Here is a 22811-nt window from a genome sequence, read left to right on the forward strand (position 1 = left end):
CTACAGGGAGTGTTCGATCGTGATGTCGGCCATCACGTCGAGTGCTGTGGTGGACGCCTTGGGGCGGCGGACCGCGATGCCGACGAAGAGTGTGTCGACGATGCCCAGGTGGGCGAGGCGGCTTGCCATGGCTTCGAGTCGGAAGCCGTACTCGGGCGCTCCCGCGATCAGCGCGGCGTCCGCGACGCGGGTCAGGGGTGACTTGGTGAAGCTGGTGACGGCGACGACGAAGGCACCCGCCGCCCGGGCCGCCTCGGCGACCCGCAGCGACTCACGGCTGGCACCGGTGTGGCTGATGACCAGACACACACAGGAGTCGTCGAGATGGCGTGCGGCCAGGTGCTGGGCCATCACGTCCGTGGGGTACGTCGTCACGAGGCCGAGCGCGGACAGCCGGTAGGCGGCGTCGTGGGCCGGGGCGGCCGAGGTCCCGTTCCCGACGACGAGGACCCGCGCGGCCACCGCCATGCGGTCGATGGTGAGGGACAGCGGTTCGGGGTCGACGGTCTGTGTCGCGTCGACCAGGGCCCGGCCGCTGCGGCGCAGTATGCGTTCCAGGATCTCGCCGGCCGGGGTCCGGCCGTCGATCCCTTCTTCGTGGGCGAGTTCCTGCTCCTGCTCGCCCTGCTGGGCGAGGTCGCGGGTGATGGCGAGCTTGACGTCCTGATAGCCCCGGTACCCGATGCGCTGGCAGGCGCGGACCGCGGAGGACTGGGCGACGCCCGCCCTGTGGGCCAGTTCGGTCACCGAGCCGCGTACGACCGCTTCGGGGTCGCTGAGGATCAGCTCGACGACCCGCTTGTCCGTGGCACCCAGGCTGGGCAGTGCCGCTTGGGCACGGGTGACGAACTCGCCGCTCACCAGGGACGACTTGGCTGCAACCACGGGGCCTCTTTTCGCCGTATTTCGCCGTTTTTTTGCCGTTTTTCGGCGTGCGAACACAGATCGACTGTCGGTGCGGCCAGGAGACTAGCACGGAATGGATAATCCATCCTGAACTTTTGGATGAACTGGATAGTTCATCCTTCGGTAACCGCGGCTTGGTCCGCGCGCCATTCCCGCCTCTGAGCCTGGCACCGCCGGCACAGGGCGGCCGCAGTACCGACGCCCCCTGAGCCGGACGGCCACCCAGCGCGGCGCGCCCCGCGGTGGCCCCTGAGGAAGGAGACAACCATCCCCGCCACACCACTCACCCTGATCGCGGTCATCGACGGCCTCAGGCCGGCCGCTCTGCATCCCTCCACCACCCCGTTTCTGTCGCGCACGGCCGACGAGGGCTGCTCCTACGACCACGCCGTCGCCGCCTTCCCCGCGCTGACCCGCACCAACGCCGCGACGCTGGCGACGGGATGCCATCCCGGACGCACGGGGGTCCTCGGAAACCGGATGTGGCATCCCGAGCTGGGTCACATCGACACGGCAGTCGCCGACGATGTGCGCCGGCTGCGCGGCGCCGGGGCCATGCCGCAGGCGTCTGTCGCGGAGCGGCTCAGCAGGTCGGGCCACGACACCGTGGTCATCGGCAACGGCTCGGCCGGCTGCACCTACCTGCTCAATCCCGGCAGCGACGCCGGACACGGAACCAGGATCGCCTCGGTCGGCCCCGAGCACGAGGTCCACCGGTCCGTTCCCTCCGGTGTCAGGGCCGCGATCGAGGACCTGGGGCCGCGCCCCGCCTCCGACGACGAGGCGCTGGAATGGGCGGTCGCCGCAGGGGTGGTCTCGATCACGAAGCAGGCTCCCGACCTGCTGGTCTTCTGGTCCGGGCAACCCGACACCGCCCACCACGCCACCGGGTTGACGTCGGCGACCAGCACCGAGGCGATCCGGCGGACCGACCGGGCCGTACACGCCCTGCACTCCGCCGTGCTCGACACCGGCCGGGCGTGCAATCTGATCGTCACCGCCGACCACGGCTTCTGCGAGACCATCGAGTCGATCGAGCTGACCGAGACGCTGGACCTGATCGCCGAACGCTCCGGTCTGCCCCCGAACGGATTCATACCGACGTTCAACAGCGGCGCGGTCTTCGGCTACTTCGAGCCGGGCACGGCATCGCGCCTGCGGTCCGACATGGCAGCCCGGATCGCCCAGGAGCCCTGGGCGGGCCCCGTCTTCTGCGCGGACGCCCACTGCCCCGACGGCGCGTTCCCGCTGTCGCCTGCCGTGAGCGGGGACTCACCGTTCACACCTGACCTGATCATCACCCTGCGCACCGAACCGACCGACCAGCGCGAGCCCGCCGACTCGCCGGCCCGTGCCCTGCACGCACGGGCGTCCGGAACCCGGCCGTACCGCGGCGTGCACGGCACCGTCCACCCGGCGGACATGCGCATCCCGCTGATCCTCCACGGACCGGCCTTCAAGACACGCACCCGGCGCACCGAGCCCGCGGGACCGGCCGACATCGCCGCCACCGCGTACGCGCTCGTCACCGGAGCGCCGCTCGACGACATCGACGGCCGAGTGCTGTCCGAGGCGCTGCGCGATGCCGCCGACGGCCCCGCACCCCTCGTGGAAGAACGGACGATCCGGCGCGGCGCGGCGTCCGTCAGCGTGCGCCGGGCCGGGGGCCGTTCCTACCTGATGAGCGGTGTGTCGGACCATCCAACGCCGCCCGAGCATCGCGAGCCGGCGCGGCAGGGCCGTGCCGAACCGGCCGCCGGCGGGCGGCAGGCCGACTCGGGGAACGAGGAATAGGCCCGTGGTCACCCTGTCGCCGACCGCCGCACTGCGCCAACGCGCCACGAGGCTGCGCCGTGCGGGTGTCGACGTCTTCGACTTCTCGGCGGGCGAACTCGACCTGCCGACGCCCGCCCATGTCGTCGCCGCGGCCGTCGACGCCGCGGCCGACCCGGAGAACCACCACTACGGACCGACCGGCGGACAGGACGACCTGCGTCAGGCGATCGCCGACCGGCTCACCCCGCGGGCCGCGGCTCCCCTGGACGGATCGAGGGTGCTGGTCACCAACGGTGCGAAACAGGCCCTGTTCAACACGTTCATGGCGCTGCTCAAGCCGGGCGACGAGGTGCTGGTCCCGGCGCCGTACTGGGTCACCTTCCCCTCGTCGGTGCGGCTCGCAGGCGGCCGTCCGGTGGTCGTCAAGCCGTCCACCGGCGAGCTGAAGGTGACCCCGGACGACCTGGAGGCGGCCCGGACGCCGTCGACCCGGGCGCTGGTGCTGTGCTCGCCGAACAACCCCACCGGCCTGGTCTACGACCCGTCGGAACTGCGCGCCCTTGTGTCCTGGGCGGCCCGGCACGGCATCTGGATCGTGTCGGACGAGACCTATGTCGACCTCGGCTTCCGGCCCGTCCCGGCGCCGAGCCGGGTCGAACCGGCCATGGCCGACCGGCTCGTCACGGTCGGCAGTGTCTCCAAGTCCTTCGCCATGACCGGCTGGCGGGTGGGCTGGATGTCGGGCCCCGCGCACATCGTCGACGCCGCGACCGCCGTCCAGTCCCACACCACCTCCAACGTCGGCCGCATCGCGCAGGCAGCCGCACTCGCCGCGCTCACCGGGCCGGATGTCACCGCCGGCTTCCGCGCCACCCTCCGCGACCGGCTGCGGCTGTGCGCGGCCGTCCTGGAACCCCTCGGCCTGTTCCGAACACCCCCCGACGGCGCGTTCTACGTCTTCCCCGACGTCCGCCGGTTCCACCCCGACGACATCGCGGTGGCGGACCGGCTGCTCAGCGCCGGCGTCGTCACCGTGCCGGGCACGTCGTTCGGCGCGCCCGGACACGTGCGGCTGAGCTTCGCCGTCGAGGAGACACAACTGCGCCACGGACTGCGGGTCATGGCCGACGTCCTCAACGGCTGGAACACCTGACCCACCGCGCACACCTCGGCCCGCGCGCCCGTGACCCACCGGTTCGGCAACCGCGGCCCCTCATCCGCACGCGTGACCGCGCGCTCACCAGGCCCTCACCGGGCCGCGCCGGCCCCGCCCTCAACCTCGCCCCTCGCCCTCGCCCGGGCCACCGGACCTCAAGGAAGCAGCCCCGCATGACCGAACTCACCGCCTCCGACCACAACCCCGACGACCTGCGCCGCCGTGAGAGCCCCGTCTTCATGACCGGCAACCTGCCGCCCGACGTACCGGAGGTGTTCGACGCACGGTACGGCGCGGCCCTCGACTCCGCGCTCTCGCGGCGGTCGCCGTCCCGTCTGATCGGCGCACACCAGTACCGCGGCTCCGACCGCGACCGGGCCGCCGGTGCCGCGTTCACCGCCCGGCGCCTCGGGACGACACCGGCCCCGGAACGGGTCGTCGTGGCCAACGGCACCCAGAGCGTCCTCATCCAGCTTCTCTCGGAACTGGTTCCGCGCGGCGGAGTGCTCGCCGTCGAGGAACTGACCTACCCGACGATCCGCACCTTCGTCCAGATGCTCGGCATCGACGTCGCTCCCGTGGCGATGGACGGCGAGGGCATCGACCCGGAGGCGTTCGAGCGGATCTGCCGGACCCGAAGGACCGCCGCCCTGTACACCATGCCGACGTTGCAGAACCCCACCACCGTCACCATGGGCACCGACCGCCGCGGCGCGATCGCCGACGTGTGCCGCCGCTACGGCGTGTCCGTGATCGAGGACGACATCTACAGCCTCCTTCCCACGGACGCGCCCCCGCCGCTGTCGGCATACCTGCCGGAACTGTCCTGGTACGTGCTCGGCACCGCCAAGACCATCGCGGCCGGCCTGAAGGTCGCCTACGTCGTCGCGCCGGACGAGGAGTTGGCGAAGGAACGGTTCTGGCCCGGCGTCCGCAGCACCTACTGGATGGTCGCGCCGGTCAACGCCGCCGTGATGAGCAGCCTCGTCGAGGACGACGGGGCCGGCGCGATCATCGACGCGGTCCGGGACGAGATCCGCGCCCGCCACGACATGGTCGCCGACGCGCTCGCCGGGATCGAGCACCGCACGACCCCCGAGTCGCTGCACGTCTGGCTGCCGCTGTCCCCGGGGCGCACCGCTCGGGACCTAGCCGCCGCCGCGCTCGCCCGGGGCGCGTCCATCGGCACCAGCGACACCTTCTACTTCGGCGCCCAGGCCGCACCCGAGGCGGTCCGGCTCGGTGTCGGCGCGGCGCCCGACCGCGCCGCGCTGGAACGCGGCCTCACCGCCGTCCGCGACGCCTACCGCCGCTGACCACCAAGGAGACCCGAACGATGCCCAAGGTACTCACCGACGCACAGGTCGAGGGCTACCGGACCGACGGCTACGTGTGCCCGGTCCGCGCTTTCGACGCCGACGTCGCGGCCGGCTACCGCGACCGGATGGACCAACTGGAGGCCGACCGTCCCGGACTGTGGGCGGGCGCCAAGGTCAAGCCGCACCTCCTCATGACATGGCTCAACGAGCTGATGCGCGAGCCGCGGATCCTCGACGCCGTCGAGGACGTGCTCGGTCCCGACATCCTGGCCTGGGCGACCGGCCATTTCGACAAGAAGCCCCACGACGCGGGGTTCCTCGCCTGGCACCAGGACGCCACCTACTGGGGGCTGTCCGAACCCAGCGTCGTCACCGCCTGGGTGGCGCTGACCCCGAGCGACCGGCGAAACGGCTGCCTGCGTGTCGTCCCCGGCACCCACACCGCGGGCCAGCTGCGGCACACCGACACGTTCGCCGCCGACAACATGGCCAGCCGCGGCCAGGAGGTCGAGGTCGACGTCGACGAGGCGTCCGCGGTCGACCTCGAACTGCAGCCGGGCGAGTTCTCGCTGCATCACACGATGCTGGTGCACGGCTCGCTGCCGAACACATCGGACGTGCGGCGCCTCGGGATCACCATCCGGTACGTCGCCGCCCACGTACGGCAGACCACCGGCTTCCAGGACAGCGCCACGCTGGTCCGCGGCACCGACCGCCACGGGCACTTCCGCCCGGAGCCGCGGCCGGCCACGGACTTCGACCCGGCCGCGTCCGCCTTCTACGACGAGATCGTCGGCGAGGCCGAGCGGCGCAAGGCGGCCATCGCCGCGCAGTCCGGCTCGGCGAGGAGCGAGCGATGACCACCGCACCCACCCGGATCTTCACCGACATCGACCTGGACGCCGACGGTGAGGCGCGCGGCTATCTGCGGCTGCCGCTCGCCGTGCACACCACGTCCGACGGCGACGCCGGCTACGGCTACATGGGCATCCCGATCGTGACGCTCGGCAACGGCGACGGTCCCACCGTGCTCCTCATGGCCGGCAACCACGGCAACGAGTACGAGGGCCAAGTGGTGGTGATGCGGCTGCTCCAGCGGCTGCGGGCCGCCGACCTCACCGGCCGGCTCATCGTGCTGCCGGGGGCCAACGCACCCGCGGTGGCGGCCGACCAGCGGACCTCACCGCTCGACGGCGGCAACCTGAACCGCAACTTCCCGGGCCGGCCCGACGGCCGGCCCACGGAGATGATCGCCCACTACATCGAGAGCCACCTCCTGCCCCGTGTGCAGTTCGCCTTCGACCTGCACTCGGGCGGCAAGTCCATCGAGTACCTGCCCGTCGCCGTCGTCGCACGGTCCAAGGACGAGGACCGGTTCGCCCGGTCCCTGGACATGCTGCGGGCGTTCGGCATGCCCAACTCGATGATCATCGACCATTCCACGGGCGGTGACGCCGCGCTGATCGGCGCCTGCCGGCGCGCGGGCGTGTTCCATCTGTCCACGGAGCTGGGCGGTGGCGCCTCGGTCGGCCGCGACGAGGTCCGGCTCGCCGAGCACGGCGTGCTGCGGCTGCTGCATCACATCGGCCTGCTGCGTACGCCGCTCACCACCGAGCCGCCCGCCACCACGACGATGCTGCACCGGACACCCGCCCATGAGTACATCTACGCCGGCTCCACCGAACGCGGCCTGTTCGAACCGCTGGTGTCGCTGGGCGAACGGGTCGAGCGCGGTCAGGTCGTCGGGCTGATCCGCTTCACCACCGCTCCGTGGCGTAAGCCGGAACCGGTGGTGTCCACCAGCGAGGGCGTCGTCCTCGCGCGGCGCATCCCCGCCCGCACGGGCCTCGGGGACTGTGTCTTCGTCCTGGGCCGGCCGTGGGAAGGCGGTGTCTGACATGCAGCTGAAGTCACCGGCCGGGGCCGGCCGCCACACCGCGCCCCCGGCGCCCGCCGGGCACACCACGACGCCGGCCCCGTCGGCGGTGCGGGTGTCCGCGGCGACCAAGCGGTTCGACCGCTCCGAGACGGACGCCCTCAGCCACGTCGACCTCACCGTGCCCGCCGGATCCATCACGGTGCTGCTCGGGCCGAGCGGCTGCGGCAAGACCACCTTGCTGCGCTGCATCGCGGGGCTTGAGACGCTGTCCTCGGGCCGGATCGAGATCGGCGACACCGACGTCACCGATGTCGCCGCAGAGGACCGCGGTGTGGCGATGGCCTTCCAGAACTACGCCCTTTACCCGAACAAGACGGTCCTCGGCAATATCGAGTTCCCGCTGCGGATGCGGCGGGTCGACCGGGCCGCCCGCCGCGAACGCGCCCTGCGGGCCGCCGAACTGATGCGCCTCGACGGGCTGCTCGACCGCAAGCCGAGCGAGCTGTCCGGCGGGCAGCGGCAGCGGGTCGGCATCGGCCGCGCCCTGGTCCGCGACCCGGCGGTGCTGGTCATGGACGAGCCCTTCTCGAACCTCGACGCGGCCCTGCGGGACACCATGCGCGCCGAACTCGTCACGCTGCAGCGGCGCCTGGGCATGACGGTCGTGTTCGTGACACACGATCAGGTCGAGGCGCTGGCTCTCGCGGACCAGTTGGTCGTCATGCGCGCGGGCCGCATCGAACAGGCCGGGCCGCCCGAGGACGTCTACCGCACCCCGGCGACGACCTTCGTGGCCACCTTCCTCGACGGGATGAACACCTTCGCCGCCGAAGGCCCGTTCGCGGCGGCCTCGGCGCCCGGGGCCGCCACCGTCGGCTGCCGGCCGGACCATCTGAGGATCGGCGCGGGCGACGGGGACGACATCGACCTGCGCGGAAAGGTCCTCATGACGGAACTGCGCGGACGCGACCGCCTCGTGCACCTCGACATCGGCGGCCGGCACGCCCGGATGCGGGTGCCGGCGGACACCCGGCCGGAGGGCGAGATCGCGCTGCACATGCGGCGGTCCGAGCTGCACCACTTCACGGCCGACGGGGTGCGTTGCCCATGACCGCACTGCTCGACACCCCCGTGCAGCGGCGGCTGCGGACACCACGGCGGTATGTACCGGCGCTGCTGGTGACACCGGCCGCGACCTTCCTCATGGTGTTCTTCATCGTGCCGCTGAGTGCGGTGATGGCGCTGACCCTGTTCGACTACCAACCGCTCACCCGCTCCATCCGCTTCGTCGGGCTGCGCAACTGGGACCGCATCCTGACCTCCCCCGAACTGCAGCAGGCCACGGTCAACACCCTGCTGTACGCCGTGCTGACGGTGCCGGTGATCGTCGGCCTGAGCCTGCTCGCGGCGCTCGGCATCCATGCCCTGCCCCGCTGGGGCGGGCTGTGGCGCACGGTGTACTTCCTGCCGACGATCGCGACGATGGCGGCGATGTCGGTGGTGTGGCGCTGGCTGTTCTACCCGGGCACCGGCCTGGTCGACTCCACCATCGGGCGGCTGACCGGCGCCACCGACTGGCTCCACTCCACCACGCTCGCGCTGCCGGCCATCGCCGTGATCGGCAGTTGGGCGGGCATCGGCTCGTCGATGGTGATGTTCCTCGCCGGCCTGTCCAGCGTGCCGCGGCATCTGCACGAGGCAGGCCGGCTGGACGGCGCCGGGCCCTGGCACAGGTTCTGGCACATCACCTGGCCGGCGCTCGGCCCGTCGACCATGTTCGCCCTGATCATCGCCACCCGCGACGCGCTCCGTGTCTTCGACCAGGTGCATGTGATGACCGACGGCGGACCGCTCGGGTCGACGGAGACCCTGGCGGACCTGCAATGGCGGTACGGCGTCAGCTATCTCGACATCGGCAGCGGCTCGATCGTCAACACCGTTCTGCTCGGCCTCGTCCTCGTCACCGTCGCCGCGCAGTACCTGGCCGGCGGACGCCGGCTTGAGAAGGCGGGTGCGCGATGAACACGACGATGCGGCACCGCATCGGTGTGCACACGGCGGTCGCGGCCGGCGGCGTCATCATGCTGGGGCCCCTGGTGCTGATGCTCGCGGGCACGTTCCTCGTCGGCAACCCGCTGAACGGGGACCTGACGCCGCACCTCACCCTGGCCCATGTCCGCGACGCCTGGGCCGCGCTGGACTGGCCGCGCGTGTACGGCACCAGCGTGCTGGTGACCGGGGCGATCTTCCTCGCCCAGGTGGTGACATCGCTGCCGATCGCCTACGCGCTGGCGCGCTGGGAGTTCCGCGGGCGACGGCTGACGTTCAAGCTCGTGCTGGTCTGTCTGGTCATCCCGGTCCAGGTGACAGCGATCCCGATCTACTTCCTGCTGTCGGGCCTCGGTCTGCTCGACAGCTATCCGGCGCTGATCCTGCCGAGCGTCGGCAGCGGGTTCTGCATCTATCTGTTCCGCCAGTTCATCCTCGCCATCCCGGTGAGCATGTTCGACGCAGCCCGGCTGGACGGGGTGGGGCCGGTGGCGATGCTGTGGCGGGTGGTGTTGCCGCATGTGCGTCCCGCTCTGGTCGCCGCCGGTGTGTTCAGCGTCGTCTCGCACTGGAACGACCTGTACTGGCCGTCGGTCGTCCTGACCACCGACCGTGTCGCGACCGTCCCGTACGCGGTGGCCGGGGTCTCAGGACCGGAGAGCACCGTGCCGCTGAGCGTGCAACTGGCGATCGCCGCCCTTGCGGCGCTGCCGCTGCTCGTCTGTTTCCTCCTGGTCCAGCGGCACCTCGTCCGCGGACTCGTCCTCACCGCCGACGGTGAATAGCCGTGGCCCGTATCCCGTATCCACGCAAGGACAGCACAGCCATGACCAGCATCGTCTCCCGACGGGCCCTGCTGCTGGCAGCGGGGGCCGCCGCGGTCACGACCGCCTGCGGCCGCGACACGTCCGGCGCCCTGCGGTTCCTCGTCCCGAGCGGCGTGCGCGCCGAGGCCGCGGGTGCCACGCTCGGCACGGACTTCACCCGGCGCACCGGCGTCTCGCCCGAGATCCAGCTCAGTGGCGGCGGCGGCAACTGGACCGACGTCGACGGCCGGCTGGCCACCGCGTTCGCCGCCGGCACTCCCCCGGCCATGGCGATGGTGGGGGCCAACGCCGTCCTCACCTATGCCGCGGCCGGCCTGCTGCAGCCCCTGGACTCCCTGATGGCCGAGGGCGGTTTCCGGCCGGACGACTACATCAAGCCGTTCCGGCGGGTGAACCAGTACGGCGGGCACACGGTCGCCGCCCTCTACAGCCTGGGCGCGATGGTGTTCTCGTACAACGCGGACGCCTTCCGCAAGGCCGGGCTCGACCCGGACCGGCCGCCGGCCACCTGGAGCGAGATGCGGTCCGCCGCGGCCGCCGTGGTGGGCAGGCGAGCCGCGCGTTACGGAGTGCTGCACTCCTACAACGCGGACTCCAACTGGACGTTCGAGAACTTCATCGGCTGGGCCGGCGGTTCCCTGATGGACGCGCGGCGCCGGCGCATCACCTTCGCCGACCGTCCCGGCGTCGACGTGCTCACCTACTGGCGCGCGCTGATCACCGACAGGCTCAGCACCCCGACGACCACGCTGGAGATGGACGACGCGTTCCTGCGCGGCGACGCGGCCATGGTCTTCGGCCCGTCCACCAAGCCGGTGCGCTACGCCAAGGAGGCGTCGTTCGACTGCCGTACGGCCATGGTCCCGATCCCGGACGGCGGCACCCGGCGGCTGCCACCGGGCGGCGGATCACTGGTGATCTTCACCAAGGACAAGGGGGAGCAGCGGGCCGCCTGGCAGATCATCCAGGCCCTCATCAGCGCCCCCGGGCAGACCGAGCTGTGCACCAACAGCGGTGAGATCCCCGTCAACGTGCGGGCCACCGGCGCCCGGTACCTCGGCCCGGTCATCAAGGAACAGCCGTACCGCAGGCCGGCGCTCGACTCCGTACCGGACCTCGCGCAGCGCTTCCAGTTCCCCGGCCTGCGGGCCGTGCAGATCAACGACCTGCTGCAACAGAACATCTACGCCGCCCTCGCGGGCGCCAAGGATCCGCGGCAGGCACTCGACGACGCGGCGAGCCGGGCCGAAGCCCTCCTCGCCTGAACCGAACCCGGAGACCCGACATGCCCGACCGACGCGAGATGGACTGGACGACGGTGCCCTACCGGGGGCTCGGCGACGAGCCACGACCCGAACCCGTGGACCTGGCGGCGGTCGTGGCCGACCTGCCCGACGGGCTGCGGGACCGGCTCGCCGAGCGGGCGGACCGGCTCGGCTACATCAACGGGTTCCTCGCCGTGGGTCTGCACCATCCGGGCGCCGTCCTGGCACTGCTGGAGATGACGGAGCAGCTGAAAGCCGCGCTGGATCCCGCGCATGTGCTGATCGTGGCGCTCGCCACGCACCAGGCGCTCGGCAACGCGTACGAGCGTGCCCAGTACCTGGACGTGGCCCGCGCGCACGGCATGAGCGAGGAGTGGATCGACGCGGCCCAGGGGCGCACCGCCCACGGCCTCACCGCGGCCGAGGAGGCGGTGCGCCGGCTGACCCTCACCGTGGTGTTCGCGTCGCCTCCGGCGCCCGCCCTGGCCGCGGCCGGAACCCATCTCGACGACCGCGCCCTGGTCGCGGTCATCCATCTGGCCGCGCGGTTCGTCGCCACCTCACGCATCAGCCACGCGCTCGGCCTGCGGCCGATGACCGGCGAGTCTTCCGCGTCCCACGACGGTGCGCGCAGCGCGGCGGCCGGGTGAGCGACGAGAGCGTCGTCGCTCACTCGGTGACGGTGAGGAAGCGGCGCGGGGCCACGAACAGCAGGACCAGGAACGCCAGGAGCGCGGCGCCTCCCGCGCCCAGGTACACGGCGTGCACGGCGTCCGCGATGGCCTGCCGGGTCGCCTCCGGTGCCGTTCCGGAGTCCATCGACGCCGTCACCGAGTCCAGGTCGCTCGTGCCGCCGAGCCGGGCCGCCAGCACCCCGTTGACGATCGCGCCGAACAGGGGGGCGCCGATGGTCTGGCCGGTCTGCCGGCAGAAGAAGATGGAGGCGGTGGCCGTGCCCCGCTGCGACCACCCGACCGCCGACTGGACGCCGACGACGAGCGGGAGGCTGAACAGGCCGAGCGCGGCGCCCAGCACCAGCATCAGGGCCGTCGGCTGCCAGGCCCGGCCCGGGTAGGGCAGGAAGGGGAACGCGAAAAGGAGCAGTGTGGCCGCGCCGATGCCGAGCATCGCGGTGTTGCGGATGCCTATGCGCCGGTAGACGTGCTGGCTGAAGGCCGACGAGATCGGCCAGCTGAGCGTCCAGACGGACAGCACGAGCCCGGCGGCCACCGGGCTCAGTCCCAGAACCGACTGCGCGTACAGGGGAAGGACCAGGCTGGGGGCGACCACCAGCAGGCCCAGCGCGCCGAGGGCCAGGTTGACGGTGGCGATCGTGCGGCGGCGCCATACCCACCCGGGCATGATGGGCTCGGCGGCCCGCCGTTCGACGACGACCACCAGCGCCACGAGAGCCAGTCCGGTGCCGAACAGGGCGAGGGACGGTGCCGACAGCCACGGCCAGGCCACCCCTGCCTGCACCAGCGCGGTGAGCAGTACGCCGCCGCAGGCGAACACGCTGAGCGCGCCTGCCCAGTCGATGGGCGGGCGCCGGTCCGGTCGGCGGCCCGGCTCATGGAGGTGACGGACGATCAGCCACAGGGCCAGCGAGCCGACCGGCAGGTTGACCAGGAAGATCCAGCGCCAGTCGGCGTAGCCGGCGAGAAGACCGCCGAGCAGCGGACCGGCGATCGCGGACACCGCCCAGACGGTGGAGAGCCTGGCCTGGATCCGGGGGCGCTCCGCCAGGGGGTACAGGTCGGCGGCGAGTGTCTGGACGGTGCCCTGGAGGGCGCCGCCGCCGAGTCCCTGTACGACGCGGAAGGCGATCAGCGCCGCCATGTTCCAGGCACCGGCGCACAGCAGGGAGCCGAGCAGGAAGCAGGCCGCGCCCACGACGAGCACCGGTTTGCGGCCGAAGATGTCCGACAGCTTCCCGTACACGGGCAGGGACACGGTCACGGCGAGCAGATAGCCGGAGAAAAGCCACGAGTACGAGGAGAATCCGCCGAGGTCGCCGACGATCTGCGGTACGGCGGTGGAGACGACGGTGGAGTCGAGCGCCGCCAGCGCCATGGCCAGCATGAGCGCGGCGACCACGGCGCCCCGCCTGCCGGTGGGGGGATGCTCCGTCGCCGTGTCGTCGTCTCTCACGGGCTCGCCGCTGCCCGTGCCGGTGCCCTCCGTCGTGGGTGGGGTGGATCGTATCGATGGGGTGTGGGGATGTTCGGGTCCGTCGGCCGCCCTGGTCACCGCGGCATGCCTCCTTCATCGGCCGGGTGTGCGCTTCCATCGTTGGGGCCACGACGGCAATTGAGAAAGAGAATCGATCCAATAATTCCCATTGCGAATGGCGATGAGTCGGCTCTAGCCTCGGAGAATGTTTCCCCCGGAGCAGGTACGGACGTTTCTGGCCGTGGCGCAATCGTTGAGCTTCACTCAGGCCGCGGCGGCCCTGGGCCTCGGCCAGCCCACGGTGAGCCAGCACATCCGCAAGCTGGAACAGGCGGTGGGCCGCCCCCTGCTGGTCCGGGACACCCGCAGCGTGACGCTGACCGTCGACGGGGAGGCGATGGTCGGCTTCGCCCGCTCGATCCTCGCGGCACACGCCCAGGCGACGGACTATTTCAGCGGCACCGGCGTGCGCGGCCGGTTGCGTTTCGGGGTGACCGACGATCTGGCACTGACCCGGGTGCCGCGCATCCTGCGGGGTTTCCGGCACCTCAACCCCGGTGTCACCCTGGACCTCACCGTGTCCCAGGGGGTGCAGCTGCAACGCCGCGTGGAATCCGGCCACGTCGATATCGCGTTTTTGAAGACGACCGCCGGCGACGGACGGGGCCGGCTGGTGCGACGGGACCGGCTGGTGTGGGCCGCCGTCGAGGGCACCGGTCTGCTGTGGGACGAGCAACGGCCGGTGCCGCTCATCGTGTACCAGGCGCCGAGCCCCAGCAGGGCGCTCGCCGTGCAGGCGCTGGAGCGGGCGGGCATCAGGCACCGTGTGGTCTGCACGGCGCGCGGGGTCAACGCCGTGCTCGCCGCCACCCGCGCCGGCCTCGGCGTCGCCATCTTTCCCCGCAGTCTGCTGCCCGCGGACCTCGTCGAGCTGCCCGCCGGTGCCGGGCTGCCCGAGCTGGGCGAGATCGACCTCGTCCTGCTGACCAACCCGCACGCTCCCGCCGAACCCGTGGAGGCGTTGACCACGGCCATCCTCGCGCACGCCAACCCGATCCGTTCCATCGGCGAGGGCCGGCACTGGCCGGCCGAGCCGGCGGGAGCGGCGGTCACCGCGCCGCGCCCATAGCCGGCGCGGCGCCGTCGTCGCGGGGACACCCGGTCACGGTCCGCCGGTGGCTTCGCACAACGGCGAGGGGCACTGAGCCGCGGCGGCCGGCGGTCACCCGGTGTGGACCACCTCCCCCGCGACCAGGGTGAGCACCGACCTGACGCCCGCGACATCCGTGTCCGGGGCGAAGAGGTCCCGGTCGAGTACGGCGAGGTCCGCCGCCATGTCCTCCCGTATCAGGCCGACTTCGTCGTCGTTGCCGTTCACCCAGGCCGAGCCGGCCGTGTAGGCGCGCAGGATGTCGGTCAGCTCCAGCCGCTCACGCGGCGCGAACGGGCGGTCGGCGCCCGGCCGGCCCGCGTGCGCCGAACCGGGCGGTTCGGTGCGGTGCACGGCGACGTGCATGGCCCGCCAGGGGTCGGCCGTGGTGACCGGCCAGTCGCTGCCCCCGGCGAGCCGGGCGCCGCTGTCCAGCAGCCGGCGGAACGGGTACTGCCGGCCGGCCCGCGCCTCGCCCAGCAGCGGATTGGTCAGCTCGTCGGTCTGCGGGTGGTGAGTCGCCCACAGCGACTGGACGTTGGCCGCCACCCCCAGTTCGGCGAACCGGCCGATGTCCGCGTCGTCGATCAGCTGCACATGGGCGATGTGATGGCGCCGCTCGCGCGGCCCGTTCGCCCGGACGGCGGCCTCGACCGCGTCCAGGCATTCGCGTACCGCCCGGTCGCCGATCGCGTGGAAGTGCACCTGGAAGCCGGCGGCGTCCAGCCGGGTCACCGCCTGGGCGAGCAGGCCGGCGGGCACGTTGGAATGGCCGAGGTTGCCGGTGGCGCACCCGCAGGAGTCCAAATACGGCTCCAGCAGGGCGCCGGTGCCGTTCTCCAGCACGCCGTCCTGCATCACCTTCACGGCATCGGCCCGGAACCGGCGGCCGGGCCGGCCACGCCGGGCGACCAGGTCGTCCATCTGTTCCGTGCCGCGCTCGCGGTCCCACCACAGGGCGCCGGTGACCCGTGCCCTCAGCTGTCCTTCGGCGTCGGCCCTGCGGTAGGCGGCGAGTGTGTCGCCGGCCCCGCCGTAGGCACCGACGATGGCGTCCTGCCAGCCGGTGATGCCGTACCGGAAGAGATGAGCCTGTGCGTGGGACAGCGCCGCGAGCTGGTCGTCGAGGGTGTCCTGCGGGAGCAGCGGGCCCACCAGGTCCATGGCGCTCTCGTGCAGCACCCCGGTGGGCCGGCCGGCCGCGTCCCGCTCGATCCGCCCGGCCGGCGGGTCGGGGGTGGCCGCGTCGATCCCGGCACGCTCAAGCGCCACCGAGTTCACCCACGCCGAGTGGTGGTCGGCGTTGGGCAGGAAGACCGGCCGGTCCGCGACGACCGCGTCCAGCGGCTCCCTCACGGGCCAGCCGCCGGGGAAGCAGTCCATCGTCCAACCGCCGCCCGTGATCCACGGCTTGCCGGGGTGGGCGGCCGCGTACGCGCGGACGGCCGCGACGCAGCTCTCCGCGTCGGCGGCGCCGGTGAGGTCGCAGCGCAGCATCTCCAGGGCGCCCCAGACCGGATGGATGTGGGCGTCCTGGAGGCCGGGCACCGCGGTCCGGCCGGCCAGGTCGAACGTCTCGTCCGGCCGGCCGGCGGCCCGGCGTACCTCGGCGTCGGTGCCGACCGCCGTGATCCGGCCGTCGGCCACCGCGACGGCGGTGGCCAGGGGGCGCCGCGGATCGCCGGTCCACACCCGGCCGCCGTGCAGGACGAGGGTCATGCGCCGGTCCGGTGGGTGCGCAGCACGTACACCTTGCGCAGGCTCTCGTGGACCTGCCAGGTGCCTCGCCAGCCGGCCGGCATCGTCAGGGTGGAGCCGGGGCGCAGTTCGACGGCCTCGCCCTGCTCCGTGCGAATGGTCGCGGAGCCCGTCAGCACCTGGCAGACCTCGTCGTAGCCGTCGCGGGTCGCGGTGAAGTGGCCGGGGCCGCACTCCCAGACGCCGACCTCCATCAGCCCGTCGGGCGACTGCCACAGGGTGCGGGTGGTCTCCCGCTGCCCGGTGGTGCTGGTGGGCTTGGGAGTGGTGGGCGGCAGGTCGGCGCTGGCCGCGTCGTCGAGGAAGGCGACGGACGGAACGCCGGCGGTGGTGTCCATGCGGGTTCGGCTCCTTTCAGCGGCCGCTGATGACGTTGGCGACACGTGCGATGAACGACGTGCGCCGCAGGCCGGAGTTCTCGTGACGGTCGGCGGCGCGGTAGGCGACGTAGAGACTGCGCACACCGAGCCAGCGCAGCGGCTCCGGTTCCCAGCCGCGCACCGTGCGGTCGACCCAGGGCAGCCGCGTCAGGTCGGTCTTGTGACGGAGGATCAGGTCGCGCAGGGTGCGTCCGGCGAGGTTGGTCGTGGTCACGCCGTGCCCGACGTAGCCGCCGGCCCAGCCCAGTCCGGTGCGCTCGTCCAGGTGGACGGTGGCGCACCAGTCGCGCGGTACGCCGAGCACCCCGGACCAGGTGTGGTCGACCGCGACGCCTTCGGTGGCCGGGAAGTGCTGTCTGAGGACGGTCTGCAACTGCCGCTGGGTCGCGGTCCGGGTCTCGCCGCGCTGGTCGACGTGGGAGCCGAACATGTACGGGATGCCGCGCCCGCCGATGGCGATACGGCCGTCGGCGGTGCGCTGGATGTAGCAGTAGGAGTTGGCCTCGTCACCGATCAGTTCGGCGCCGCGCCAGCCGATCTCCTCCCACGCGGAGGCGGGCAGCGGCTCCGTGACGATCATGCTGCTGTTCATGGGCAGCCAGACCCGGCGGTGGCCGCGCAGCCCGGCGGTGAACCCCTCAAGCGCCCGGATGACATGGGTCGCCCGGACGGTGCCGTGCGCGGTGACCGCCGCGTGGGGGCGGATCTCGGTGACCTCGGTGCCCTCGTAGAGGGCCACGCCCATCCGCTCGACCACGTCGGCCAGGCCCCGCACCAGTTTGGCGGGCTGGATGCGGGCGCAGTGCGGGCTCCAGTGGGCGCCGCGGGCGCCGGCGACGCGGACCCTTTCGGCGAGTTCGTCACGGTCGAGTTCGACCAGGTCGGCCTCGCTCCAGCCTTCGGCGCGCAGCGACGGCAGGCGCTCGCGCAGCCGGCGCTGTTGCGCGGCGTTGGTGGCGACGTGCAGCAGACCGTCCTTCTGTATGTCGGCCTCGATGCCTTCCTCGGCGGCGACCCGGATGACCTCGTCGACGGAGGAGAACATCTCGCGTTGCAGGGCGACGGCCTGCTCCCGGCCGTGCGACGCGGCGTAGCGGCGCATCTGGCCGGGCGGCTCGGCGCTGAGCCAGCCGCCGTTGCGGCCGGAGGCGCCGAAGCCGGCGAACTCCTTCTCCAGGACGGCGATCCGCAGGTCGGGCTGGGCCTGCTTGAGGTAGTAGGCGGTCCACAGGGAGGTGAAGCCGCCGCCGACGAGGGCGACGTCGACGTCAAGGTCGCCGGGCAGCGCGGGGCGGCGGGCGGGGACGCCGCCGTCCCGGAACCAGAAGGAGACCTCGCCGTTGACGAAACGGGGGCTGGTGGTGAGGCTGACGCTCATCGTCCGCTCTCTTTCACGGTGGTGACCGGGACGCGGTCACCGGAAGTGGGTGGGCGGGTGGTGCCGGTGGGATCGTCCAGCAGGACGCCCCGTTCGACGTCCCAGACCACGGTGACCTCGTCGCCGCGGCGGACGCCGGACAGCCGGTCGGCCTGCTCGCGGGAGAGCAGCACCGTGCCGTCGGGCAGGGTGAGTTCGAGCTTGCGGCCGGAGCCCAGGTATATCTCCTGGGTGACCCGGGCGGGCAGCGCGTTGACACCGGCGGCGACCGGCGCCGCGGCCTGCTGCACCCGCATGTGTTCGGGGCGTACCACGACGGCCGCCGCGCCGCCCCGGACCGCACGGCCCGCGACGCGTACCGTGCGGTCGCCGACGCGCAGACAGGAGTCGTCACCGTCCGGCTCGACGTGTCCGCGGACGGTGCAGGACTCGCCGAGGAATTCGGCCACGAAGAGGCTGCGGGGCCTTTCGTAGAGTTCGCTCGCGGTGCCGATCTGCTGGATGCCGCCGTCGTCGAAGACGGCGATGCGATCCGAGAGGACCAGTGCCTCGTCCTGGTCGTGGGTGACGAAGACGAAGGTGGAGCCGACCTCCTGATGCACCCGTTTGATCTCCATCTGGAGGGATTCACGCAGTTTCTTGTCGAGTGCGCCGAGCGGTTCGTCCATGAGCAGCACGCTCGGCTCGTACACCACGGCCCGGGCCAGGGCGACCCGCTGCTGCTGGCCGCCGGAGAGTTCACGCGGCCTGCGGCGGCCGTAGCCGCCGAGCCGTACCGTCTCCAGGGCCGCTTCGACCATCTCGGCGCGGCGGGCCTTGGGCACCTTGCGCTGCTTGAGCGGGAAGGCGACGTTCTCGGCGACGGTCATGTGCGGGAAGAGCGCGTAGTGCTGGAAGACCATGCCGATGTCACGCCGGTGCGGTGGCAGGTCCTGCATCTGCCGGCCGCCGATGGTCAGCGTGCCCGATGTGGCGGTGGTGAACCCGGCGATGATGTTGAGGGTGGTGGTCTTGCCGGAGCCGCTGGGGCCCAGCAGGGTCATGAACTCGCCTGGTTCGATGACCAGGGAGACGTCGTCGACGGCGACGGAGTCCGCGTACTCCTTGCGCACCTGCGTCAGTTCGATGCGGGCTCCGCGCGCCGTGATGAGGCGGGTGTCAGCGGACACGGTTCCTCCTGGCGGTGGCGAAGGTGGCGGCCAGTACGAGCACCGTGGTGAAGACGATGATCAGGGTGGCGGCCGCGGCGATGGTGGGGTCGGTGTCCCGGGTGACGCTGGCGAACATCCTGACCGGCAGGGTCTGCAGGTAGGGGCTCTGGATGAACAGCGAGACCACGACCTCGTCGAAGCTGGTGACGAACGCGAACAGCGCACCGGAGACGACGCCGGGGGCGATCAGCGGGAGGGTCACCTGCCGGATGGCGGCCCAGCGGCCGGCGCCGCAGATCAGCGCGGCGTCCTCAAGGCGCCGGTCGAAGCCGCGCAGGCTCGCCGTCACCGGGATGATGACGAACGGCAGGGCCAGCACGGTGTGCGCGGTGACAAAGCCGAGCAGGGTGCCCAGCAGGTTGTACTGGAGGAAGAGCGCGTACACGCCGATGCCGACCACCACGGTCGGCACGATCATGGGTGCCAGCAGCAGGCCGTACGACGCCTTCACCCAGCGTGATGCGGACCGGGTGAGCGCGATCGCGGCGGCGGTGCCCAGGACGGTGGACACCAGGGCGACGAGGGCGCCGATCTGGAGGGAGGCGAGCATGGCGTCGGTCCACTGGCGGTTGGTGAAGAAGTTGGTGTACCAGCGGGTGGACCAGCCGCTCGGCGGGAACACCAGGGACGCCTTGTCGGTGAAGCTGAGCGGGATCACCACCAGGGTCGGCGCGATGAGCCAGCAGCCCACCAGGGCGCTGAACGCCCACAGCGCGATCCGCGCGATTCCGGTTCTCATCGGGCTCCTCCCCGGGCACGGGTCAGTCGCAGGACGACGCCGACCAGTGCGAGCAGGACCAGCGTCACCGCCAGCAGCACCACGCCCATCGCTCCGCCGCGGCCCCAGGCGAGCAGCCCGTTGACCTGGGTGAAGATCTGTTGCGAGATCAGCGCCTGGTCGGGCGAGCCCAGGAGCGCCGGGGTGATGTAGAAGCCGAGCGAGGTGATGAACACGGTCAGGGAGCCGGCGCCCACGCCGGGCAGCGAAAGGGGCACGAAGACCCGCCAGAACGCGGTGGCCGGGCGGGCGCCCATGCCCTGCGCGGCGTCGAGCAGCCGGCGGTCGATGCCGCTCATCACCGCGAACAGCGGCAGCACCATGAAGGGCATCAGCACCTGGGACATGCCGATCACCACTCCGGCGGGGGTGCGGATCAGTTGCAGTGGTCCCAGGCCGACGGTGCCGAGGAGCTGGTTGACCACGCCGTTGTCCTGGAGCAGCACCACCCAGGCGAAGGTGCGCACCATCAGGCTGGTCCAGAACGGCAGCAGCACCAGCAGGGTGAGCCAGATCCGGGCGCGGGCGCCGACCACGGTCATCAGGTAGGCGTACGGGTAGGAGAGCAGCAGCGTCACCAGGGTGACGACGCCACCGATGGTCAGCGTGCGGACCAGTGTGGCGAGGGCGACGTCACTGGTGAAGAACCAGGAGTAGTTGCCCGCGCCGGGCGTCGGCTCGGTGACGCTGCGCCAGGCCATCATGCCGAGCGGCACCAGGAAGAGCACGGCCAGCAGGACCACCGCGGGCAGCAGCAGCCATCCCCAGCGGCCGTCGGCGCCCTTGCGGGGCCGGCTGCCGGTGGCCGGGGAGGCGAGGTCGATCAGGGCTGTCATCGCTCACCGAGCCAGCCAGTCGGACCACTTCTGGATGATCTGCGCCTGGTTCTTCGCCCACCATGCGTTGTCGATCGTGAGCGCCTGGGCCTGCCTCTCGGGTGTGGTGGTCACATACTGCGAGGCGAGCTTGTCGAGCTTGGGGTGTGCGTCGGTGTTGATCGGCGAGTACGAGGTCAGCTCGGTGAGCTTGGTCTGCTGGGCGGCGCCGAGGTAGTAGTTGATCAGTGCCATGGACGCCTTGGGGTTCTTGGCGCCGACGGGGACGGCGAGCGAGTCGGAGACCGGCAGGAACTGGTTCCATTGCGGTGCGAAGTGAGCCCCGTTCTTGACCGCCGCGTAGGCGCGGCCGGACCACACCATGGCCATGGAGACCTCGCCGGACTCCAGCAACTGCTGGGAGCGGGCACCGGTGTCCCAGAAGACCAGGGAGGAACGGACGCTCGTCAGCTTCTTCAGCGCCCGGTCGACGTTCAGCGGGAACAGCCGGTCGGGGGCGACCCCGTCGGCGAGCAGGGCCGCCTCCAGCGCGCCCGGGGACAGGTCCGACGCGATGCCGGGTATCGCGCGCTTGCCGGGGTATTTCGCGGTGTTGAAGAAGTCCGCCCATCCCTTCGGCGGGTTGCTGCCGAACTTCTTCTTGTCGTACATCAGGACCACGCCGTAGCTCATGGCCGGCACGGAGCACTTGCCCCGCATGCCCTTGGGCAGCTTGGAGGTGTCGACGACGGTGGTGTCGAGCGGCATCAGCAGCTTGCCGCACTGGTGCTCGGCCCAGAGGGTGTCGGTGTCCACCACGTCCCAGGTGACGTTCTTGGCGTCGACCTGGGCCTTGATCTTGGTGTAGTCGGTGGGACCGTCGGAGAGCAGCTTGGCCCCCGACGCGGCGGCGAACGGTTTCACCGCGGCGGTCTCCTGACCGTCCTGGAAGATGCCGCCGTAGGAGGCGAAGGTGAGGGTGACACCGTCGAGCGCGCCCTTCTTCACCTGGCCCGCCTGTGCCGGGCCGGGGCCGAGGTCGACATCGGCCCCGGCGGGGCTGGTGCCGACGCAGCCGGTGAGGGTCAGGAGCAGGGCGCCGGCGACAGCGGCACACCCCATGATTTTGTGTGATGTTCCGGGCATTGCTGACTCCAGGGATGAGCGGTGAAGGCGCACAGAGACGGCGAAGACACGGAGCGCACGATGTGGGCGCAGGGTGCGCGGAGCGCCTACGAGGGGGCGACGGGAAAGGGTGTGCGCCACCGGGAGGGAAACGGGACGCACTACGGGATGTGACAGTGCGCCGGACGGGAGGGCCGGACGGGAGAAGGAAAGGAGTGTGGGTGTGCTCAGTCCGGCGTCGGCGGGCTGATGATCCAGAGGACTTCGGCGGGTGTTTCGTGGCTGTTGACCACGCGGTGCGGCACCGATGAGCGGTATTCGATGCTGTCGCCGGCGTCCAGTTCATGGGCGCGGCCGTCGAGTTCGACCCGCACGGCGCCAGTGATCACCAGAAGGATCTCCTGGGAGTCTCCATGGGTGTAGGCGTCGTCACCGGTGGAGGCGCCCGGGTCGAACTCGCCCGAGTACACCTCCAGATGACCGAGCGGACGCTGGGAAATGAGGGATTTGCGGCTTCCCGGGGCGGTGTGCAGCGTCGGCCGGTCGGCCCGTCGCACCACCTTCGGACCGGGCGCACTGTCCTGGTCGAACAGATCGGCCACGGTGACGCCGAGTGCCACGGCGATCCGCCGCAGCATGCCGATGGAGGAGTTCACCTGCCCGCGTTCCAACTGGCTGAGGAAACCGGGGCTGGCCTGGGCGGCCTCTCCCAGGGCACGCAATGACATCCGCCGCATCTTCCGGTACTCCCGGATCCGGGCTCCCAGAGCCAGGTCAGCGGCGTCGGCGGAGAGATCGCCGGAGCGTTCCTGCAGTGAACGTTCAGTCATGGGCGAACACCTGACGCAACTTCAGCGAACACTTTGT

General features: G+C 71.6%; 21 protein-coding genes. 11 read left to right on the plus strand and 10 right to left on the minus strand.

From position 1 onward, the window contains the following. Positions 1-885 carry a MurR/RpiR family transcriptional regulator gene (locus AC27LF_RS17345; RefSeq protein ID WP_479659888.1) on the minus strand — a complete coding sequence of 295 codons (885 nt, stop codon included), beginning with the start codon at positions 883-885 and terminating at the stop codon, positions 1-3. 321 nt (positions 886-1206) lie between these two features. On the opposite strand from AC27LF_RS17345, the gene AC27LF_RS17350 reads away from it, so the two are divergent. The 10 genes from AC27LF_RS17350 to AC27LF_RS17395 all read left to right on the plus strand — a co-directional run bounded on the left by AC27LF_RS17350 (position 1207) and on the right by AC27LF_RS17395 (position 11827). Continuing rightward, positions 1207-2700 (plus strand): alkaline phosphatase family protein, encoded by a 1494-nt coding sequence (locus tag AC27LF_RS17350; RefSeq protein ID WP_479662977.1) that lies wholly within the window; start codon positions 1207-1209, stop codon positions 2698-2700. A 4-nt stretch (positions 2701-2704) separates the two neighbouring features. Further along, entirely contained in the window at positions 2705-3835 is a 1131-nt protein-coding gene (locus tag AC27LF_RS17355) for an aminotransferase class I/II-fold pyridoxal phosphate-dependent enzyme (RefSeq protein ID WP_479659887.1), read from the plus strand. A gap of 176 nt (positions 3836-4011) precedes the next feature. Next, entirely contained in the window at positions 4012-5154 is a 1143-nt protein-coding gene (locus AC27LF_RS17360) for an aminotransferase-like domain-containing protein (RefSeq protein WP_479659886.1), read from the plus strand. A 20-nt stretch (positions 5155-5174) separates the two neighbouring features. After that, positions 5175-6017 (plus strand): phytanoyl-CoA dioxygenase family protein, encoded by an 843-nt coding sequence (locus tag AC27LF_RS17365; RefSeq protein WP_479659885.1) that lies wholly within the window; start codon positions 5175-5177, stop codon positions 6015-6017. Further along, positions 6014-7054 carry a succinylglutamate desuccinylase/aspartoacylase family protein gene (locus AC27LF_RS17370; protein WP_479659884.1) on the plus strand — a complete coding sequence of 347 codons (1041 nt, stop codon included), beginning with the start codon at positions 6014-6016 and terminating at the stop codon, positions 7052-7054. The genes AC27LF_RS17365 and AC27LF_RS17370 overlap by 4 nt, the downstream gene beginning before the upstream one ends. Before the next feature lies 1 nt (position 7055). Beyond that, a complete protein-coding gene (locus AC27LF_RS17375; protein ID WP_479659883.1) occupies positions 7056-8147 on the plus strand; it encodes an ABC transporter ATP-binding protein in 1092 nt (363 codons plus the stop codon). Beyond that, complete coding sequence (locus tag AC27LF_RS17380) at positions 8144-9058, plus strand: carbohydrate ABC transporter permease (RefSeq protein WP_479659882.1); 915 nt, start codon at positions 8144-8146, stop codon at positions 9056-9058. Before AC27LF_RS17375 ends, AC27LF_RS17380 begins: the two co-directional genes overlap by 4 nt. Beyond that, entirely contained in the window at positions 9055-9870 is an 816-nt protein-coding gene (locus tag AC27LF_RS17385) for a carbohydrate ABC transporter permease (protein WP_479659881.1), read from the plus strand. Before AC27LF_RS17380 ends, AC27LF_RS17385 begins: the two co-directional genes overlap by 4 nt. Positions 9871-9911: 41 nt before the next feature. Next, the gene (locus AC27LF_RS17390; RefSeq protein WP_479659880.1) at positions 9912-11177 is read left to right on the plus strand and encodes an extracellular solute-binding protein; all 1266 of its coding nucleotides are present in this window, start codon (positions 9912-9914) and stop codon (positions 11175-11177) included. A gap of 20 nt (positions 11178-11197) precedes the next feature. Next, entirely contained in the window at positions 11198-11827 is a 630-nt protein-coding gene (locus AC27LF_RS17395; protein ID WP_479659879.1) for a carboxymuconolactone decarboxylase family protein, read from the plus strand. 19 nt (positions 11828-11846) lie between these two features. Here the strand turns inward: AC27LF_RS17395 and AC27LF_RS17400 are convergent, their stop codons facing one another. Further along, positions 11847-13328: an MFS transporter gene (locus AC27LF_RS17400; protein WP_479659878.1), complete on the minus strand. Its 1482-nt coding sequence runs from the start codon at positions 13326-13328 to the stop codon at positions 11847-11849. Positions 13329-13554: 226 nt separating this feature from the next. On the opposite strand from AC27LF_RS17400, the gene AC27LF_RS17405 reads away from it, so the two are divergent. Continuing rightward, on the plus strand, positions 13555-14478 hold the full coding sequence (locus AC27LF_RS17405; protein WP_479659877.1) for a LysR substrate-binding domain-containing protein: 924 nt from the start codon (positions 13555-13557) through the stop codon (positions 14476-14478). Positions 14479-14571: 93 nt separating this feature from the next. Here the strand turns inward: AC27LF_RS17405 and AC27LF_RS17410 are convergent, their stop codons facing one another. The 8 genes from AC27LF_RS17410 to AC27LF_RS17445 form a co-directional block, all read right to left on the minus strand. Next, positions 14572-16218 carry an amidohydrolase gene (locus tag AC27LF_RS17410; RefSeq protein ID WP_479659876.1) on the minus strand — a complete coding sequence of 549 codons (1647 nt, stop codon included), beginning with the start codon at positions 16216-16218 and terminating at the stop codon, positions 14572-14574. Next, on the minus strand, positions 16215-16595 hold the full coding sequence (locus AC27LF_RS17415) for a cupin domain-containing protein (RefSeq protein ID WP_479659875.1): 381 nt from the start codon (positions 16593-16595) through the stop codon (positions 16215-16217). Before AC27LF_RS17415 ends, AC27LF_RS17410 begins: the two co-directional genes overlap by 4 nt. Positions 16596-16611: 16 nt before the next feature. Next, on the minus strand, positions 16612-18015 hold the full coding sequence (locus AC27LF_RS17420; protein ID WP_479659874.1) for an NAD(P)/FAD-dependent oxidoreductase: 1404 nt from the start codon (positions 18013-18015) through the stop codon (positions 16612-16614). Further along, positions 18012-19184, minus strand: coding sequence for an ABC transporter ATP-binding protein (locus tag AC27LF_RS17425; protein ID WP_479659873.1), 1173 nt, complete (start codon positions 19182-19184; stop codon positions 18012-18014). The genes AC27LF_RS17420 and AC27LF_RS17425 overlap by 4 nt, the downstream gene beginning before the upstream one ends. Beyond that, on the minus strand, positions 19174-19965 hold the full coding sequence (locus tag AC27LF_RS17430) for an ABC transporter permease (RefSeq protein ID WP_479659872.1): 792 nt from the start codon (positions 19963-19965) through the stop codon (positions 19174-19176). The genes AC27LF_RS17425 and AC27LF_RS17430 overlap by 11 nt, the downstream gene beginning before the upstream one ends. Beyond that, positions 19962-20840, minus strand: a complete 879-nt coding sequence (locus tag AC27LF_RS17435; RefSeq protein WP_479659871.1) for an ABC transporter permease — start codon at positions 20838-20840, stop codon at positions 19962-19964. The genes AC27LF_RS17430 and AC27LF_RS17435 overlap by 4 nt, the downstream gene beginning before the upstream one ends. Positions 20841-20843: 3 nt before the next feature. Further along, complete coding sequence (locus AC27LF_RS17440) at positions 20844-21941, minus strand: ABC transporter substrate-binding protein (protein ID WP_479659870.1); 1098 nt, start codon at positions 21939-21941, stop codon at positions 20844-20846. A 230-nt stretch (positions 21942-22171) separates the two neighbouring features. Next, positions 22172-22774 carry a helix-turn-helix domain-containing protein gene (locus AC27LF_RS17445; RefSeq protein ID WP_479659869.1) on the minus strand — a complete coding sequence of 201 codons (603 nt, stop codon included), beginning with the start codon at positions 22772-22774 and terminating at the stop codon, positions 22172-22174. Positions 22775-22811: the final 37 nt, after the last annotated feature.

This window comes from Streptomyces diversicolor, from assembly GCF_057537855.1.

What these genes read in the sequence shown, in the direction of transcription:
- AC27LF_RS17360 (WP_479659886.1), top strand. Translation starts at nt 4,012, where the DNA reads ATGACCGAACTCACCGCCTCCGACCACAACCCCGACGACCTGCGCCGC.
- AC27LF_RS17365 (WP_479659885.1), top strand. Translation starts at nt 5,175, where the DNA reads ATGCCCAAGGTACTCACCGACGCACAGGTCGAGGGCTACCGGACCGAC.
- AC27LF_RS17370 (WP_479659884.1), top strand. Translation starts at nt 6,014, where the DNA reads ATGACCACCGCACCCACCCGGATCTTCACCGACATCGACCTGGACGCC.
- AC27LF_RS17375 (WP_479659883.1), top strand. Translation starts at nt 7,056, where the DNA reads ATGCAGCTGAAGTCACCGGCCGGGGCCGGCCGCCACACCGCGCCCCCG.
- AC27LF_RS17380 (WP_479659882.1), top strand. Translation starts at nt 8,144, where the DNA reads ATGACCGCACTGCTCGACACCCCCGTGCAGCGGCGGCTGCGGACACCA.
- AC27LF_RS17385 (WP_479659881.1), top strand. Translation starts at nt 9,055, where the DNA reads ATGAACACGACGATGCGGCACCGCATCGGTGTGCACACGGCGGTCGCG.
- AC27LF_RS17390 (WP_479659880.1), top strand. Translation starts at nt 9,912, where the DNA reads ATGACCAGCATCGTCTCCCGACGGGCCCTGCTGCTGGCAGCGGGGGCC.
- AC27LF_RS17395 (WP_479659879.1), top strand. Translation starts at nt 11,198, where the DNA reads ATGCCCGACCGACGCGAGATGGACTGGACGACGGTGCCCTACCGGGGG.
- AC27LF_RS17405 (WP_479659877.1), top strand. Translation starts at nt 13,555, where the DNA reads ATGTTTCCCCCGGAGCAGGTACGGACGTTTCTGGCCGTGGCGCAATCG.
- AC27LF_RS17410 (WP_479659876.1), bottom strand. Translation starts at nt 16,218, where the DNA reads ATGACCCTCGTCCTGCACGGCGGCCGGGTGTGGACCGGCGATCCGCGG.
- AC27LF_RS17415 (WP_479659875.1), bottom strand. Translation starts at nt 16,595, where the DNA reads ATGGACACCACCGCCGGCGTTCCGTCCGTCGCCTTCCTCGACGACGCG.
- AC27LF_RS17420 (WP_479659874.1), bottom strand. Translation starts at nt 18,015, where the DNA reads ATGAGCGTCAGCCTCACCACCAGCCCCCGTTTCGTCAACGGCGAGGTC.
- AC27LF_RS17430 (WP_479659872.1), bottom strand. Translation starts at nt 19,965, where the DNA reads ATGAGAACCGGAATCGCGCGGATCGCGCTGTGGGCGTTCAGCGCCCTG.
- AC27LF_RS17435 (WP_479659871.1), bottom strand. Translation starts at nt 20,840, where the DNA reads ATGACAGCCCTGATCGACCTCGCCTCCCCGGCCACCGGCAGCCGGCCC.
- AC27LF_RS17440 (WP_479659870.1), bottom strand. Translation starts at nt 21,941, where the DNA reads ATGGGGTGTGCCGCTGTCGCCGGCGCCCTGCTCCTGACCCTCACCGGC.
- AC27LF_RS17445 (WP_479659869.1), bottom strand. Translation starts at nt 22,774, where the DNA reads ATGACTGAACGTTCACTGCAGGAACGCTCCGGCGATCTCTCCGCCGAC.